This window comes from Sphingorhabdus arenilitoris, assembly GCF_042651485.1.
In the GTDB taxonomy this organism is placed as follows: domain Bacteria; phylum Pseudomonadota; class Alphaproteobacteria; order Sphingomonadales; family Sphingomonadaceae; genus Sphingorhabdus_B; species Sphingorhabdus_B arenilitoris.
In genome coordinates, this window is the sequence record NZ_JBHSDH010000013.1 from 435,214 (window position 1) to 449,912 (window position 14,699).

The window sequence follows — 14,699 nt, forward strand, 5'->3', positions numbered from 1 at the left end:
GCGGGTTTACCGCCGCTTCGGCGACAGGGTTTTCAACATTTTCATAAAATCAGTGATACGAATGACGCGTTCAAACTGGAATCCAGCGCGTTTTTCTACCGACCAGATCAAATGCGCCTCAATGCGGCCCACCTCTGGCAAGCGTAACTCGATACGATCACCGCGTTCAAAAATCTCATTATCATCGGTCATAAAACCATGTGCCGACACATTGACGATATGGGCTTTTTGATCGCCGTGAAGCTTGCTTTCCACGATCACGTCGTAATCGGCCCGATGCCTTGCGGCCCGGCGAAGGTCATAATCGTCATTTTGTATTGCTTGCACCATAAATTTGCGACCCTTGTTCCCCTATTATTAGAAGACAGAGAGTGGCAGAAATTTACAAATAAACCGTAAAGGTGTGCTTTGTTTTCGTCGGCAACAAAGGAAAATTAGCTGGAAAATACCAATATGCCGTGCTTTTTCTTACCTGCCGAAATTTTGACCGTTTCAGGCGTTGACGCGATCATGGTTGCTTCATCTGTTACCTGATCCCCATTGATCCTTGCGCCGCCGCCGTCAATCAATCGCTTGGCCTCCTTTTTGGAAGCGACAAAGCTAAGCGCCAAAAGCGCATCGACGATTGAAATCTCTGCGGCCTGTATCTCTGCGCTGGGCAAGTCATCGCCCGCGCCGCCGCCAGCAAACGTTTGCATTGCCGTTGTTTCTGCCGCCTTTGCCGCTTCTTCGCCCCGGCATAACGCGGTCGCGGCATTGGCGAGCGCAATTTTTGCTTCATTAACAGCGCTGCCCTCTAGGCCTTCGAGCCGTTCAATTTCGGACAAGTCGATATCCGTAAACAGGCGCAGGAATTTACCCACATCGCGGTCATCGGTGTTGCGCCAAAATTGCCAATAGTCCCAATGCGGTAACTGATCTTCATGCAGCCACACTGCGCCGCTTACGGACTTACCCATTTTGCTGCCATCGGATTTGGTTATCAGCGGGGTGGTCACGCCAAATAATTCGGTGCCATCAATGCGGCGGCCAAGTTCCAAACCGTTAACAATATTACCCCATTGATCCGACCCCCCCAATTGGAGACGACAGCCATATCGGCGAGACAGTTCCAGAAAGTCATAGGCCTGCAGGATCATATAATTGAATTCGAGGAACGTCAGCGGCTGTTCCCGGTCGAGCCTGAGCCTTACCGAATCGAATGTCAGCATACGGTTGAGGGTGAAGTGCCGCCCAACGTCGCGCAGCAGATCGATGTAGCCGAGCTGGTCAAGCCAATCGGCATTGTTCACCATAATCGCGCCGGTTGGTCCGTCACTAAAATCCAGGAACCTTTCGAAAATTCGGCGGATAGACGCGATATTTTGATTTATCCCGTCGGTGTCGAGCAGCTTGCGAACCTCATCTTTACCAGATGGATCGCCCACCTTCGTCGTGCCGCCGCCCATCACCACAATTGGTTTATGCCCCGCCTGCTGCAAACGGCGCAGCAGCATGATTGACACCAAATTGCCGACATGAAGCGACGGCGCGGTCGCATCAAACCCGATATAAGCGGGGACCACCTGTTTGGCGGCCAATGCATCGAGTGCATCGGCGTCGGTAATCTGGTGGATATAGCCGCGCTCATTTAGTAAGCGCAGAAGATCGGATGCGTATGTGTCAGTCATGGCGTGCGCCTAGCATGGAGAATAGCTTTTGGACAATATGTTGCAGCTGCTTTGTCACAAAGAAACCCCCGCCAAAAGCAAGATTAAGGTGTTTGCGGATGCCACCCTGTCGGACGCGGGGCGATTATGGCTGCGTTATCACGTAGAATGCGATCTGCGCGCGCTCGAAACCGACTATCCCAAACCATCCGAACGCAGCGACGGTTTATGGCAAACCACCTGTTTTGAGATTTTTCTGCAGGGCGGTGATTCTGATTATCTTGAGTTTAATTTCGCGCCGTCTGGCCAGTGGGCGGCCTATCATTTCACCGAATATCGCGGCGGCATGACGGCGCTGGAAATAGCCGGGCCGGAAATTGGGCTGGATGCCAGTGACAGCCATTTTGCTCTGGAGGCGGCGCTTGTCCTGCCGAAAAATTGGTGGGGCCGCGATTTGACGGCGGCTATCTCTTGTATATTGGAAGAGACCCATGGAACGAAATCTTATTGGGCGCTTGCTCACCATCGCGACCAACCAGATTTTCACGATCAGGCTTGCTTTACGCATCTATTAAAGGCAGCAGGAGCGGCATGAAAAACGGAATTGATCGTCTACTGTCCGACCCCTCGCTCCGCCGTGATCTGGCCGGGAAAAGGGTTGCCTTGCTTGCACATCCTGCTTCGGTGACCGAAGATTTAACTCACAGTCTCGATGCCTTGGCGTCTTTGGATGATATCAACGTCACCGCCGCCTTTGGCCCGCAGCATGGGATGCGCGGCGATAAACAGGATAATATGATGGAAACTGAGGATTTCACCGATCCCGTCCATCAAATACCTGTCTTCAGCCTTTATGGCGAAGTCCGCCGTCCTACCGGTCAGATGATGGGGACTTTCGACACCATATTGATCGATATGCAGGATGTCGGCTGCCGCATTTATACCTTTATCACGACGCTGCTTTATATGCTTGAGGCTGCGGCTGAGCATGGGAAATCAGTCTGGGTATTGGACCGTCCTAACCCAGCCGGGCGTCCGGTCGAAGGAATGACGCTGCGCAGCGGGTGGGAGAGTTTTGTTGGTGCAGGACCAATGCCCATGCGGCATGGACTGACGCTGGGTGAGATGGGAAACTGGTTTATTGGTCATTTCGGGCTTGATCTGGATTATCGCATTATTGAAATGGAAGGGTGGGATCCGGAAAGCGCACCTGGCTATGGCTGGCCACAGGACCGCATCTGGATCAACCCAAGCCCGAATGCGCCCAACGTCACCATGGCCCGGGCATATGCAGGAACAGTGATGCTGGAAGGAGCAACGCTGAGCGAGGGCAGGGGCACGACCCGCCCACTGGAATTATTTGCTGCACCAGATGTTGATGCGCGCGCGGTCATCGCGGAAATGCAGGCATTGGCTCCGCAATGGCTGACCGGGACAATATTGCGTGAATGTTGGATTGAGCCAACTTTTCATAAACATCAAGGCAAGTTATGCCATGCAGTTCAAATTCATTGTGAAGGACCGCATTATGATCATGGCGCGTTCAAGCCTTGGCGGATACAGGCGCTCGCATTCAAGGCTATAAGGCGTCTCTACCCCGATTACCCCTTATGGCGGGGCAAGGATTTCAAATATGAATATACCAATGATGTTTTGGCCATCGATGTAATCAATGGCAGTGACGCGCTGCGCCTATGGGTTGACGATACAAATGCGACGCCGGACGACTTGGACGCCATCACGCTGCCCGATGAGCAGGAATGGCTGACAGAACGTGAACGCTATCTGATTTATTAGTCGCTAATTTTTCCGGATAAGTTCGCGCATCGCATCTTCCAAGCCCTTCAGCGTTAGGGGATACATGCGATCATCCATCAATTCGCGGATCACTTTGGTGGACTGCGAATAGCCCCATTGTTTTTCGGGAACGGGGTTTAGCCAAACCGATGCAGGGTAGGTATTGGTGAAACGGTGCAGCCAAACTGCGCCTGATTCTTCGTTGAAATGTTCAACCGAACCGCCGGGATGGGTAATCTCATAGGGGCTCATCGCCGCATCGCCGACAAAGACGATTTTATAGTCATGGCCATATTTATGCAGAATATCCCATGTTGGGGTTCGTTCCGCAAAACGGCGGCGATTGTCTTTCCACAATCCTTCATAGGGACAATTGTGGAAATAGAAAAATTCCAGATTTTTGAACTCACTGGTGGCCGCACTGAATAATTCTTCGCAAAGTTTGATGAAGGGATCCATGGACCCGCCAACATCGAGAAGCAGCAGGAGTTTGACGGCATTTCGCCGTTCGGGGCGCATATGAATATCGAGCCAGCCTTGTTTCGCCGTGCCGCGAATAGTCTCATCTATATCCAATTCTTCGGCAGCGCCCGTCCGGGCAAATTTACGCAAACGCCGCATCGCGATTTTGATGTTACGTGTGCCCAGCTCCCGCGAGCTATCGAGATTTTGGAACTCTCTTTTTTCCCAAACCTTGATCGCGCGCTTATGCTTTGACTGGCCGCCGATACGGACACCTTCGGGATTATAGCCGTTATTTCCAAATGGCGACGTGCCGCCGGTGCCGATCCATTTATTGCCGCCCTCATGCCGTTCTTTTTGTTCTTCGAGCCGCTTTTTGAGCGTGTCCATAATCTCGTCCCAGTCACCGAGCGACTTGATTTTTTCCATCTCCTCTTCAGACAGAAACTTTTCAGCCACAGCTTTTAACCAATCTTCGGGTACTTCAACCTCTTGTTGGCCATAGCTGGTGATAAGGCCCTTAAAAACCTTGTCAAATACCTGATCAAAACGATCGAGCATCCCTTCGTCTTTGACGAAGACCGCGCGTGACAGATAGTAAAATTCTTCCGGTGTGCGTTCTATGACATCGCGGTCCAATGCTTCGAGTAGCATCAGATGCTCTTTCATACTCGCCTGGATACCAGCGACCCGCAACTCATCAAGGAAGTTAAAAAACATAGCTTGTGGTAGCGTAAATGCACCGTGGTGCAAATAGTTTTGGCCAAGCGTTAACGGAATGGAAACCATAATTTCGTATCGGAAAGCCTGTGCAAAACACAAAAAAGGCTGCGACGAATGCAATCGACTAAAATCTATGCTTCCCCCGAAGAGGCCTGGTCCCAAAAAATTGCGGCTTTATGCGGCGACGTGACCATCGGCTGTTCTGAGGTAAATGCGATTATCGGGCATGTTATCAGGGTATCGGATGAAGTCGTTGAACGACAAGAGGTTCTCAAAACCTCAATCGATGCACTTGGGCAAAATCAATCATCGGTGATAACCGCTTGTGAAGCCGCTCACCGAATGAGTGAAGATGCGCGGCATAAAATTTCAGGTGGGGGTGTAGAAATCCGCAATGCATCTGCGGACGCACTTTATTTAGTTGGCTTGTTTAACGAGTTAGAAGAATTTTTGAACGGCTTTGCTGAATCGATCGATGAAATAAACACAGTCACCAGCAACATCGATTCTTTGGCTCGAACCACCAATATGCTCGCGCTTAACGCGACAATCGAAGCGGCGAAAGCCGGCGAAGCGGGCGAGACCTTTGCAGTGGTAGCGAGCGAGGTGAAAGCGTTGGCCTCCGACACGAAAGCTGCCAATGCCAATGTGACGCAAGCAATCAACAATATTAGCGGCAATGCGAATCAAATCGTCGAAAAACTGCAGTCCGGTCTAGCGCGGAGCCGCGGTATGGACAAAAAATTCGGCAAAGTTGACGAATTGTTGTTGGACATCGACGGCATCGTCGCCGGTGTCAGCAGCGAAAATGCGCAAGCTGCAAAAATCAGTGGCGATCTTAAACATTTCATGCAGGCTTCGCATTCAGCCGCAGAACATCTGTCGCAGGGCATAGTGAATAATAATAAATCGCTGAAGAAGGCTCAATCCAGGGCTGATGCAGTCGAAATGCTATGCAACGATATGTTTGATATTGTTGTCAAAAATGGTTTGTCGCCGCAGGATGACTATTTCGTCGAACAAGCAATGTCTTTTGCAAATCAATTTACAAAATTGACGCAGAAAGCCATGGATGCAGGCGCGCTGACGATGGATGATTTATTTGATACCCAATATGTCGAAGTCAAAGGCAGTAATCCGGTTCAATATAGAAACCGGCTGACCGCTTGGGCCGACGCAAATTGGCGGCCGATGTTGGACAAGATCACCGATTCAGACCGGCGGTATGAGGCCGCCGTATGCACCGATGTAAATGGGTTTTTACCCACCCATTTAACCAGATTTTCAAAGCCATTAACCGGTGACCCTTTATACAATGCCGTTCATTGCCGCAATGGACGCATTATCCTGACCGGATGTGATATCCCCGCCAAGCAGAGCACCGATGCTTTCAAAATGGCGGTATATTGCGTTGAAGATGACCAGGAGGAAAATCGTCTGGTTCGCAACATTTATGTACCACTCTATTGGAACAACCGCCGATGGGGCGACTTTGAGCTGGCCTATTATCTCTAACTATTTCGGCGCGCCATGAACGCGAGCCGTTCAAACAGCATCACATCCTGTTCGTTTTTCAGCAGAGCGCCGTGTAGCGGCGGAATGGCCTTCGTCGGATCCTTATTTTGGAGCACATCCAGCGGCATATCTTCGGCCAGCAATAGCTTTAGCCAATCAATCAATTCGCTGGTGCTTGGCTTTTTCTTCAAGCCCGGCACATCGCGCACTTCATAAAAAATATCCATGGCTTTTGACACCAGCATTTTTTGAATGCCGGGGAAATGCACATCGATAATCGCCTGCATCGTTTCCCGGTCCGGGAATTTGATATAATGGAAGAAACAGCGGCGCAAAAATGCGTCCGGCAGCTCTTTTTCATTATTGGACGTGATGATCACAATCGGCCGTTCTGCGGCCTTCACCGTTTCCTGCGTTTCATAAACAAAAAACTCCATCCGATCGAGCTCTTGCAGCAAGTCATTGGGAAATTCGATATCCGCCTTGTCAATTTCGTCGATCAACAAGATGGGTAGCTCAGGAGAGGTGAATGCCTCCCACAGTTTTCCCTTTTTGATGTAATTTTTAATGTCATGCACGCGGTCATCGCCCAATTGGCTGTCACGAAGCCGGGCGACTGCGTCATATTCATAAAGCCCCTGATGCGCTTTGGTCGTGGATTTAATGTTCCATTCAATCAAAGGTGCGCCCATGGCGGCTGCGATTTCCTGCGCCAAAACGGTTTTGCCGGTGCCCGGCTCGCCTTTGACCAAAAGCGGACGCCGCAGCGTCGCAGCCGCGTTCACAGCTACTTTCAAGTCATCGGTCGCTACATAATTGTCGGTGCCGGTAAAGCGCATATCCATTCCTTACTTAATCAATCGATTAAAAGAGGGATTAAGTGCGCGCGCGCAGGATTGCAACCGTCGTTATAGAATTATGGATTTTGACCTCAATTTAGCTGCGGTGCATATTTTCGTGATGGCGGGCGGCGATCAATTGCCAAAGCCCGATTTGCTGAGCCAATAGCTGCTCGCTGCCAAATGTCATGGCGCGCTGCTTGGCTTTATCCTGGCCCAATGCCTCTGCCAAATCCGCACACGCGGCGCGGTCTGGCAATTCCAAGCCAGCTGGCTCAATCGACAGCGCCAACGCACATTCGTCTAATATGACCCGTGCTGCGGTCCAATCGAGCACAAAAGCAATTGCTGCACCTGCTGCGGTGCCTTTTCGGTCCGATGTGGCCAACATCTCAAAACTTTTCGACTGCGCGGTAATAATCGCCGTTATTTTCTCTTGCCCTGCCTGACGCGTTATCGGTCCGGCGGCCACGGTTAAATTGTTGAGATAGACGCGTTCGGCGGCGAAACCATCCATCGCTTGAACTAGCCAGGGCCGGGCCGGTCCATCGATAATCTTAGTTGCGGCATGATCCACAATGCCCGGATGCCGCCCGTGTGATATACATAAAAAATGAGCAATATCAGCGATCAGGGCAGGGCGCAGCGCCTTAACCGAGGATCGCAGGTCCTTTGCATTTTTGCTGTCATTGAGAAATTTTTGAATCGGCGCAATCGTGGCGCTGCTGCCTGATTGCAAAATGGACGCAATCAGTTTCCCCGCAAAATCTTGCGAGGAATCGGCATGGGCCGATGCAGGGCGCGCCAGATTATCCATCAAAATCTCCAAATGCTATGAGCATAGCAGCAACCCGCCTCGCCCCAGAGCGGAGATTATTAGCGCAAACTTCTAAAGGACTGGTTTACATGTGATGAGGCGCCGAAGGAAAAATACCCATATTCAGCGCCCCATAAATGATTATTGATCCAAAAAGCTCCGCATTTTGCGGCTGCGGCTTGGGTGTTTCAACTTTCGCAGAGCTTTCGCTTCAATTTGCCGGATGCGTTCTCTGGTCACCGAAAATTGCTGGCCCACCTCTTCCAATGTATGGTCCGTGTTCATCCCGATGCCGAAACGCATGCGCAAAACCCGTTCTTCGCGAGGCGTTAACGAAGCAAGGACGCGGGTGACCGTCTCTTTCAAATTGGCTTGGATCGCTGCGTCTACGGGAATGATCGCATTTTTGTCTTCGATGAAATCACCCAGATGCGAGTCTTCCTCATCCCCGATGGGGGTTTCAAGGGAGATTGGCTCTTTGGCGATTTTCATCACCTTGCGCACTTTTTCAAGCGGCATGGACAAGCGTTCGGCCATTTCCTCTGGCGTCGGTTCACGGCCCTGTTCGTGCAGGAATTGCCGTGATGTGCGAACCAGCTTGTTGATCGTTTCGATCATATGCACTGGAATACGGATCGTTCGGGCCTGATCGGCAATCGACCGCGTAATCGCCTGACGAATCCACCAGGTTGCATAAGTCGAAAATTTGTAACCGCGGCGATATTCAAATTTATCCACGGCTTTCATCAAGCCAATGTTGCCTTCCTGAATAAGATCAAGGAACTGCAGGCCGCGATTGGTATATTTTTTGGCGATCGAAATCACGAGGCGCAGATTCGCCTCGACCATTTCTTTTTTGGCGATACGCGCTTCGCGCTCGCCCTTTTGAACCATATTCACAATCCGCCGAAACTCGCTGAGCGCCATCCCAGTGGCGGAAGCGATATCCGCTATTTCGTTGCGGATACGCTCAACTGCGCCGGCCTCATTTTCGGCGAACTTTGCCCATTTTTTATCAACGCCAGACACTTCGTCGAGCCAATTTTCGTCCAGCTCATGGTCGACATATCGGTTCAGGAAATCACGGCGGGGAACTTTATGGCGTTCGGCCAAGCGAAGCATCTGTCCGCCCAAGGCAGTGAGGCGGCGATTAAAGCTGTAAAGCTGATCAACCAGAAATTCGATCTTATTCGCGTGGAATTGAACGCTCTCCACTTCCGCGGTCAGGTCTTCGCGCAGCTTGTTATATTTATTTTCATTGGCGACGGACAATTCCTCGCCAGACGCCATCAATTCCATCCTCTCCAGTTGAATCTTAGAGAATTTTTTGAACAAGCTGGTGATTTTTGCAAAACGCTCCAATGCGTCGGGCTTCAGCGCTTCTTCCATCTGCGCGAGGCTAAGCGTATTGTCTTCCTCATCATCTTCAACCGGACGTTTGCGTTCGGTTATATTGCCATCTTCATCCTCGATGGTTTCGGTTTCTTCTTCATCGTCATCATCGTCTTTATAAGACGGGCCAGCGGTTTCCTCGCTGATTTCTGCGCCATCTTCGGCGGCCTCATTATCCTCTTCCATCTTGTCAGGAGCGGGCTCTTTGGAAAGCATGGCATCCAGATCAAGTATTTCGCGCAGCTGCATTTCACCATCGTTCAACGCGCGGGACCATTCAATAATGGCGTGGAAAGTGATCGGGCTTTCACACAAGCCCAAGATCATCGTGTCGCGGCCAGCCTCAATCCGCTTGGCGATGGCAATTTCGCCCTCACGGCTGAGCAGCTCAACCGCGCCCATTTCGCGCAGATACATGCGCACAGGGTCATCGGTGCGGTCGTTAGTTTTCTTTTGCGCGGTTAATGACTTGGCATCATTTTCGCCGACATTTTCGTCAACGGTTTTTACCTGCTCTTCGGCTTCATCCTGCTCAGCGGCTTCTTCATCATTTTCAACGATGTTGACGCCCATTTCGGAGATTGCCGACATAACGTCTTCAATTTGCTCCGACGAATATTGATCCTGCGGCAACGCGTTATTCAGCTCATCATAGGTCAGATAACCACGCTTTTTCGCTCTGATTAAAAGCTTTTTGATCTCTGCACCGTTTAAATCGATCAGCGGCGCATCGCCGTCTGCCGCATTGTTTTTATTCTTCGCTTTGGTTGCCAATTCAAATTCCCCGACGCTATTTCTACTGCCAGTCAAATATCGAGACCACGATCGGCCATTTCGACTATTCGCCTGTCAAAGGCTTCTTTTTCACTGCGCAGTCGCTGCTGCTCAGCATAATTTTCTTCTGTAAGTTCTTGACTTACCTTAATTGTTGCCCGGTCCAAAGCCTGCTCTAAAGCAGGCCTTTGTTTAACCAGCTTAATCATTTCAGCCATATTTTTTGACAGGCTTGTATAATCATCGGCTTCCCCGGACAGCGATCTGCGGTTGAAAGCAAATGCTTTTCCATCACCCCGCAGCAGATCCTGAGCGACATTATACAATTGCCCTTCTAATATGGTAAGCAAGCCCGCACTATCAAGAGATTTTTTCGTTAATGTGGAATCTAGGATAAAGGAAAGCAAATCTGCTTGATTCGCGTTGCGCGGATGAATTTCCATCAGCGCCTCTCGGTGCCCGTCGATTAAAGCGGGATACAGCAAGATGTTAACGAGCAACCCTTGCATCAACAGGTCTGAACCCTTGCTGCTTATACCTCTCGCTTCGCTCGTTGTGGGCTGATAAACCGTTTTTGCCCATTTCGCCCCGCTACCTCGCTTAAAATTTGGATTTGTTCGGGCTGGGTAGCTGGGCGCAGTTTTTCGCGCAAATAACGCATCAAAGCGGTCACGAAACGCATCTGCATAATGGCGCTTTATTTCACCGTCAGAAATTGCCGAGATATGCTGGCCAAGCCGCTGCTTCAAACTGGCGCGGTCTTCCGGTGTATCCAGCGATTGTGCCACCAATTCGGCCGCCCAAAGCCGATCAACCAGAGGCTCGCTATTATCAAGCAGTTGTTTGAAAGCTTGCGAACCAGATGACTTCACCAAGTCATCGGGATCCTGACCTTCGGGCAGGGTTACGAATTGCAGGCTGTGCCCGGGCCTCAACAAAGGCAGGGCCCGGTCAGCCGCGCGCATCGCCGCTTTCTGCCCCGCTGCATCGCCGTCAAAACATAAAAGCGGTTTTTCGGTCATTCGCCACAGCATCTCAATCTGCTGCTCGGTCAGTGCCGTCCCTAGCGGAGCTACAGCGTCGGGAAAGCCCGCCTGGGCAAGGGCGATGACATCCATATAGCCTTCGACAACGATAACCCGCCCTGTGCTGCGCGAAGCAGGCGAGCATTTGTCGAGATTATAGAGCGTGCGGCCCTTGTCGAATAAGGGCGTGTCGGGGGAATTGAGATATTTGGGCTCGCCATCGCCCAATATCCGTCCGCCAAAGGCAATCACTCGGCCACGCGGATCGCGGATCGGGATCATCAAACGGCCGCGAAACCGGTCATAGGGAGCTTTATCGTCAACTTTGATCAGCAACCCTGCCTCAACCAGCATATCATCGCCAAACTGCGCCAGCGCGGCTTTGAGCGCGCTTTTGCTATCGGGAGCAAAGCCGAAGCCAAAATCCTTGACGGTCTGTGCGTGAATGCCGCGCCGTTCCAAATAACTACGCGCCGCCGCGCCTTCGATACTGTTTAATTGTGCAGCGAACCAATCTTGCGCTGCCTGCATCACATCATGGAGGCCCGCCCGCTGCTCTGCTTGCTGCGCCGCACGCGGATCTGGGGCGGGGACTTCCATTCCCGCCTGCGCGGCCAGTTCCTTTACAGCGTCCATAAAGGACAACCCGCGCTGGTCGGTCATCCACCGTATCGCATCGCCGTGCGCGCTGCAGCCAAAGCAATGATAAAAACCTTTTTCATCATTGATCGTAAAGCTCGGCGTCTTCTCATTGTGGAAAGGACAGCAAGCCTTATATTCGCGCCCTGCCTTGGTCACTTTTATACTGCGCCCGATCAGCGCGGACAACATGGTCCGGCTGCGCAGTTCATCCAACCATTGCGGGGTGAGTGCCATCGTTTATGACAGCGCCGCTTTCACCAGGCCGCTGGCTTTGCCCATATCCAGTTGCGGCCCATGGCGTTCTTTTAACGCGGCGATGACGCGGCCCATATCCTTGATGCTTTCTGCGCCCAATTCTGACTTTATCGCGGCAATGGCGGCGTTGGTTTCGGCGTCGCTCATCTGCGCAGGCAGATATTCTTCGATGATGATCAGCTCCGCCTTTTCAACATCGGCCAATTCCTGACGCCCACCTTCTTCATAAAGCTTGATCGATTCGCGGCGCTGTTTCACCATTTTCTGCAATACTTCGGTCACCAACGCATCGTCATCGCCGCCGTCGCCGCCGGTGCGCAGTTCGATGTCGCGATCCTTAATCTTGGCCAAAATCAAGCGAATGGTATGCAGCCGCTCCTTCTCCCCCGCTTTCATCGCGGTAATTTGGGCTGCTTTAATCGTGTCACGAATCATGATGATGTCTCTATATTTTATGGTGATAAAAAATTGTGGATAGCGCGGCTTTTCTCATTTTAATAGATTGACGTGGCCGCGCCGCCTCTCTAGCTGCAATGCCTTAGCGACATTGTTATTAATCCCTATTGATGGAGAGCCCATAATGGCTGACCCCAAATCTTACCCTGCGCCCAATGGAGCGACGGGGCTATTGGTTTTGGCATCGGGGCACATGATCTGGGGACGAGGTTTCGGTGCAGAAGGTGCTGCGGCTGGCGAGGTATGTTTTAATACCGCAATGACCGGATATCAGGAAGTGATGACCGATCCTAGCTATGCGGGGCAGATTGTTACCTTCACATTCCCCCATATCGGCAATGTCGGAACCAATGCGGAGGATTTTGAGGCAGAGGCTCCTCATGCGCTCGGCTGCATCGTGCGTGAGGATGTCACAAACCCAAGCAATTTTCGCAATGAGCAGCATTTTGCCGAATGGATGTCTGCCAACGGCCGGATCGGAATATCGGGCGTCGATACGCGAGCTCTAACCCGCCTGATCCGCGACAATGGCGCCCCCAATGCCGTCATTGCCCATAGCGCCGATGGCACATTCGACACCGATGCCTTGCTTGCAATGGCACAGGGTTGGTCCGGGCTGGAAGGCATGGACCTTGCCAAAGATGTGACACGCGATAGCACCGGCGATTGGACCGGCGGCGCATGGCAATTGGGCCATGGCTATGATGAGGCAGAAGGCGGTCAGCGCCCGCATGTTGTCGCCATCGATTATGGCGCAAAGCATAATATCTTCCGAAACCTTGTGAAGGCCGGGGCAAAGGTTACTGTTGTTCCGGCAAAAACCTCTCTGGACGATATATTGGCACTGAGCCCCGATGGGGTGTTCCTGTCCAATGGTCCCGGCGATCCCGCGGCGACGGGGGAATATGCGGTGCCGGTGATTGCGGGCCTGTTGGAGCGCGATATGCCGTTATTCGGCATATGTTTGGGGCATCAGATGCTGGCGCTGGCGGCGGGAGCAAAGACGGTCAAGATGCATCAAGGCCACCGCGGCGCCAACCATCCCGTGCAGCGCGTCGGCGGAGATTGGGACGCGACTGAGGGCCTTGTTGAAATTACGAGCATGAACCACGGCTTCGCAGTCGACCGCGACAGCCTGCCCGAGACCGTAGTGGAAACGCATGTCAGCCTATTCGACGGCTCCAACTGCGGCATCGCGATCAAGGGAAAGCGTGCGTTTGGCGTGCAATACCATCCCGAGGCAAGCCCCGGGCCGATGGATAGCTTTTACCTGTTTGAGAAGTTTGTGGGGGAGTTGGGGTGAGTGAAAACCGAACAGACAGATGCTGCTGGGAATATATTGTGCTTCAGTATGTTGGTAGCATTTGGAACAACAAAGGCGAATGGAGCCGTGCTGATTTTGAAGACTTCTCTACAGAACAGGCATTAAATCATCTGGGTGCCGAGGGGTGGGAGCTTGTCTCGTTAGGGCCTGTCCATGGCGAACAGGGCAAGCCGTCTGCTGCATATATTTTTAAACGCCCGATTATTTGATATATTTAATAAAAGATTGAGTTTTAATGCACAAGGGAAATGACACAAACCCAAACCCCCACATCGGCACTGGCCCTGTACCGCTTGCGCCGAACAGCGATGCTGATGTCAGCTTTCCCAAGGATTTATCAGCTTTAATCCCAACCCCTCAAAATCCTTCACATTGCGCGTCGCAAGCGCCATGCCGCGCGAGCGGGCCATTGCGGCTATCTGCGCGTCGGCCGTGGTCGGGTTTTGGCCACTATTTTTCAGAAAGGCGAGGATTTCGCCATAATGCCGTGCGGCAGCCAGATCGAAATCTACTATCCGCTTTGCCTGGGTTTCAATCAACGCACGATATCCGGTCAAGAAAGACTGTTTTCGCTTACCTTCAGGCAGCCTGTATGCGCCTGATAATAGCTCGCCAATCACTGTTGACGCCAGCCACAGATTTGCAGCCTCCTGTTCTGCCCAAATTTGCACTTGCAAATCAGGCTGTGGGCGAAAAGCTTCGCTCCACACATTTGTATCGACAAGGATCATTCCTCGGACAAATCGGGGATACGAGCGGGCGTGCGTTCGGGGATGGGAAAGTCATCAAAGCCGGGGCGGCTGATATCATACAGTCCTTTAAAAAAACTCTTTGGATTATCCTGTTGAGGCCGCACCAGAGCAATCAACGCCTGACGCACTTCTTCTTCCAGCGAACGGCCATGCCGGGCCGCAAGCTCGCGCAATTCCTGTTTGATATCATCCGGCAACTTGCGAACCGTGATACTGCCCATAATCCGTCTCCAATGATTGCAATGCAATCATTGTATGCAATGAGAGCACAATAATC

15 protein-coding genes are annotated in these 14,699 nt (G+C 51.8%); 5 read left to right on the plus strand and 10 right to left on the minus strand.

The features are described from left to right. Positions 1-6: 6 nt before the first annotated feature. Positions 7-330, minus strand: a complete 324-nt coding sequence (locus ACFOWX_RS06225) for a PilZ domain-containing protein (protein WP_381422335.1) — start codon at positions 328-330, stop codon at positions 7-9. A 104-nt stretch (positions 331-434) separates the two neighbouring features. Beyond that, positions 435-1,670 (minus strand): tyrosine--tRNA ligase, encoded by a 1,236-nt coding sequence (gene tyrS, locus ACFOWX_RS06230; protein ID WP_381422337.1) that lies wholly within the window; start codon positions 1,668-1,670, stop codon positions 435-437. Positions 1,671-1,698: 28 nt separating this feature from the next. On the opposite strand from tyrS, the gene ACFOWX_RS06235 reads away from it, so the two are divergent. Both ACFOWX_RS06235 and ACFOWX_RS06240 read left to right on the plus strand, forming a co-directional pair. Then, complete coding sequence (locus ACFOWX_RS06235) at positions 1,699-2,244, plus strand: DOMON-like domain-containing protein (RefSeq protein ID WP_381422339.1); 546 nt, start codon at positions 1,699-1,701, stop codon at positions 2,242-2,244. After that, positions 2,241-3,446, plus strand: coding sequence for an exo-beta-N-acetylmuramidase NamZ family protein (locus ACFOWX_RS06240; protein WP_381422341.1), 1,206 nt, complete (start codon positions 2,241-2,243; stop codon positions 3,444-3,446). The genes ACFOWX_RS06235 and ACFOWX_RS06240 overlap by 4 nt, the downstream gene beginning before the upstream one ends. 3 nt (positions 3,447-3,449) lie before the next feature. On the opposite strand, the gene ACFOWX_RS06245 is transcribed toward ACFOWX_RS06240, so the two are convergent. Then, positions 3,450-4,628 carry a vWA domain-containing protein gene (locus ACFOWX_RS06245; protein ID WP_381422343.1) on the minus strand — a complete coding sequence of 393 codons (1,179 nt, stop codon included), beginning with the start codon at positions 4,626-4,628 and terminating at the stop codon, positions 3,450-3,452. 117 nt (positions 4,629-4,745) lie between these two features. Here ACFOWX_RS06245 and ACFOWX_RS06250 point away from each other — a divergent pair, with 117 nt between their 5' ends. Continuing rightward, positions 4,746-6,146 carry a methyl-accepting chemotaxis protein gene (locus ACFOWX_RS06250; protein ID WP_381422345.1) on the plus strand — a complete coding sequence of 467 codons (1,401 nt, stop codon included), beginning with the start codon at positions 4,746-4,748 and terminating at the stop codon, positions 6,144-6,146. Here ACFOWX_RS06250 and ACFOWX_RS06255 read toward each other — a convergent pair. The 5 genes from ACFOWX_RS06255 to ACFOWX_RS06275 all read right to left on the minus strand — a co-directional run bounded on the left by ACFOWX_RS06255 (position 6,143) and on the right by ACFOWX_RS06275 (position 12,325). Next, a complete protein-coding gene (locus ACFOWX_RS06255) occupies positions 6,143-6,985 on the minus strand; it encodes an AAA family ATPase (protein ID WP_381422347.1) in 843 nt (280 codons plus the stop codon). The two genes, ACFOWX_RS06250 and ACFOWX_RS06255, sit on opposite strands and share 4 nt — an antisense overlap. A gap of 97 nt (positions 6,986-7,082) precedes the next feature. Further along, positions 7,083-7,802 carry a DUF6975 family protein gene (locus ACFOWX_RS06260; RefSeq protein ID WP_381422349.1) on the minus strand — a complete coding sequence of 240 codons (720 nt, stop codon included), beginning with the start codon at positions 7,800-7,802 and terminating at the stop codon, positions 7,083-7,085. A 141-nt stretch (positions 7,803-7,943) separates the two neighbouring features. Further along, complete coding sequence (gene rpoD, locus ACFOWX_RS06265) at positions 7,944-9,968, minus strand: RNA polymerase sigma factor RpoD (RefSeq protein ID WP_381424942.1); 2,025 nt, start codon at positions 9,966-9,968, stop codon at positions 7,944-7,946. Positions 9,969-10,000: 32 nt separating this feature from the next. Then, complete coding sequence (gene dnaG / locus ACFOWX_RS06270) at positions 10,001-11,869, minus strand: DNA primase (RefSeq protein ID WP_381422351.1); 1,869 nt, start codon at positions 11,867-11,869, stop codon at positions 10,001-10,003. Positions 11,870-11,872: 3 nt separating this feature from the next. Then, positions 11,873-12,325 carry a GatB/YqeY domain-containing protein gene (locus ACFOWX_RS06275; RefSeq protein ID WP_381422353.1) on the minus strand — a complete coding sequence of 151 codons (453 nt, stop codon included), beginning with the start codon at positions 12,323-12,325 and terminating at the stop codon, positions 11,873-11,875. A 145-nt stretch (positions 12,326-12,470) separates the two neighbouring features. Between ACFOWX_RS06275 and carA the strand changes: the two genes are divergently transcribed. Both carA and ACFOWX_RS06285 read left to right on the plus strand, forming a co-directional pair. After that, a complete protein-coding gene (gene carA, locus ACFOWX_RS06280) occupies positions 12,471-13,649 on the plus strand; it encodes a glutamine-hydrolyzing carbamoyl-phosphate synthase small subunit (RefSeq protein WP_381422355.1) in 1,179 nt (392 codons plus the stop codon). Then, the gene (locus tag ACFOWX_RS06285) at positions 13,646-13,879 is read left to right on the plus strand and encodes a DUF4177 domain-containing protein (RefSeq protein ID WP_381422358.1); all 234 of its coding nucleotides are present in this window, start codon (positions 13,646-13,648) and stop codon (positions 13,877-13,879) included. The genes carA and ACFOWX_RS06285 overlap by 4 nt, the downstream gene beginning before the upstream one ends. Positions 13,880-13,987: 108 nt before the next feature. Here ACFOWX_RS06285 and ACFOWX_RS06290 read toward each other — a convergent pair whose 3' ends face one another. Then, the gene (locus ACFOWX_RS06290) at positions 13,988-14,401 is read right to left on the minus strand and encodes a type II toxin-antitoxin system VapC family toxin (protein WP_381422360.1); all 414 of its coding nucleotides are present in this window, start codon (positions 14,399-14,401) and stop codon (positions 13,988-13,990) included. Further along, positions 14,398-14,643: a FitA-like ribbon-helix-helix domain-containing protein gene (locus ACFOWX_RS06295; RefSeq protein WP_381422362.1), complete on the minus strand. Its 246-nt coding sequence runs from the start codon at positions 14,641-14,643 to the stop codon at positions 14,398-14,400. Before ACFOWX_RS06295 ends, ACFOWX_RS06290 begins: the two co-directional genes overlap by 4 nt. Positions 14,644-14,699: the final 56 nt, after the last annotated feature.

Coding starts and splice junctions, on each gene's coding strand:
- ACFOWX_RS06225 (WP_381422335.1), bottom strand. CDS start 330: ATGGTGCAAGCAATACAAAATGACGATTATGACCTTCGCCGGGCCGCA.
- tyrS (WP_381422337.1), bottom strand. CDS start 1,670: ATGACTGACACATACGCATCCGATCTTCTGCGCTTACTAAATGAGCGC.
- ACFOWX_RS06240 (WP_381422341.1), top strand. CDS start 2,241: ATGAAAAACGGAATTGATCGTCTACTGTCCGACCCCTCGCTCCGCCGT.
- ACFOWX_RS06245 (WP_381422343.1), bottom strand. CDS start 4,628: ATGTTTTTTAACTTCCTTGATGAGTTGCGGGTCGCTGGTATCCAGGCG.
- ACFOWX_RS06250 (WP_381422345.1), top strand. CDS start 4,746: ATGCAATCGACTAAAATCTATGCTTCCCCCGAAGAGGCCTGGTCCCAA.
- ACFOWX_RS06255 (WP_381422347.1), bottom strand. CDS start 6,985: ATGCGCTTTACCGGCACCGACAATTATGTAGCGACCGATGACTTGAAA.
- ACFOWX_RS06260 (WP_381422349.1), bottom strand. CDS start 7,802: ATGGATAATCTGGCGCGCCCTGCATCGGCCCATGCCGATTCCTCGCAA.
- dnaG (WP_381422351.1), bottom strand. CDS start 11,869: ATGGCACTCACCCCGCAATGGTTGGATGAACTGCGCAGCCGGACCATG.
- ACFOWX_RS06275 (WP_381422353.1), bottom strand. CDS start 12,325: ATGATTCGTGACACGATTAAAGCAGCCCAAATTACCGCGATGAAAGCG.
- carA (WP_381422355.1), top strand. CDS start 12,471: ATGGCTGACCCCAAATCTTACCCTGCGCCCAATGGAGCGACGGGGCTA.
- ACFOWX_RS06290 (WP_381422360.1), bottom strand. CDS start 14,401: ATGATCCTTGTCGATACAAATGTGTGGAGCGAAGCTTTTCGCCCACAG.
- ACFOWX_RS06295 (WP_381422362.1), bottom strand. CDS start 14,643: ATGGGCAGTATCACGGTTCGCAAGTTGCCGGATGATATCAAACAGGAA.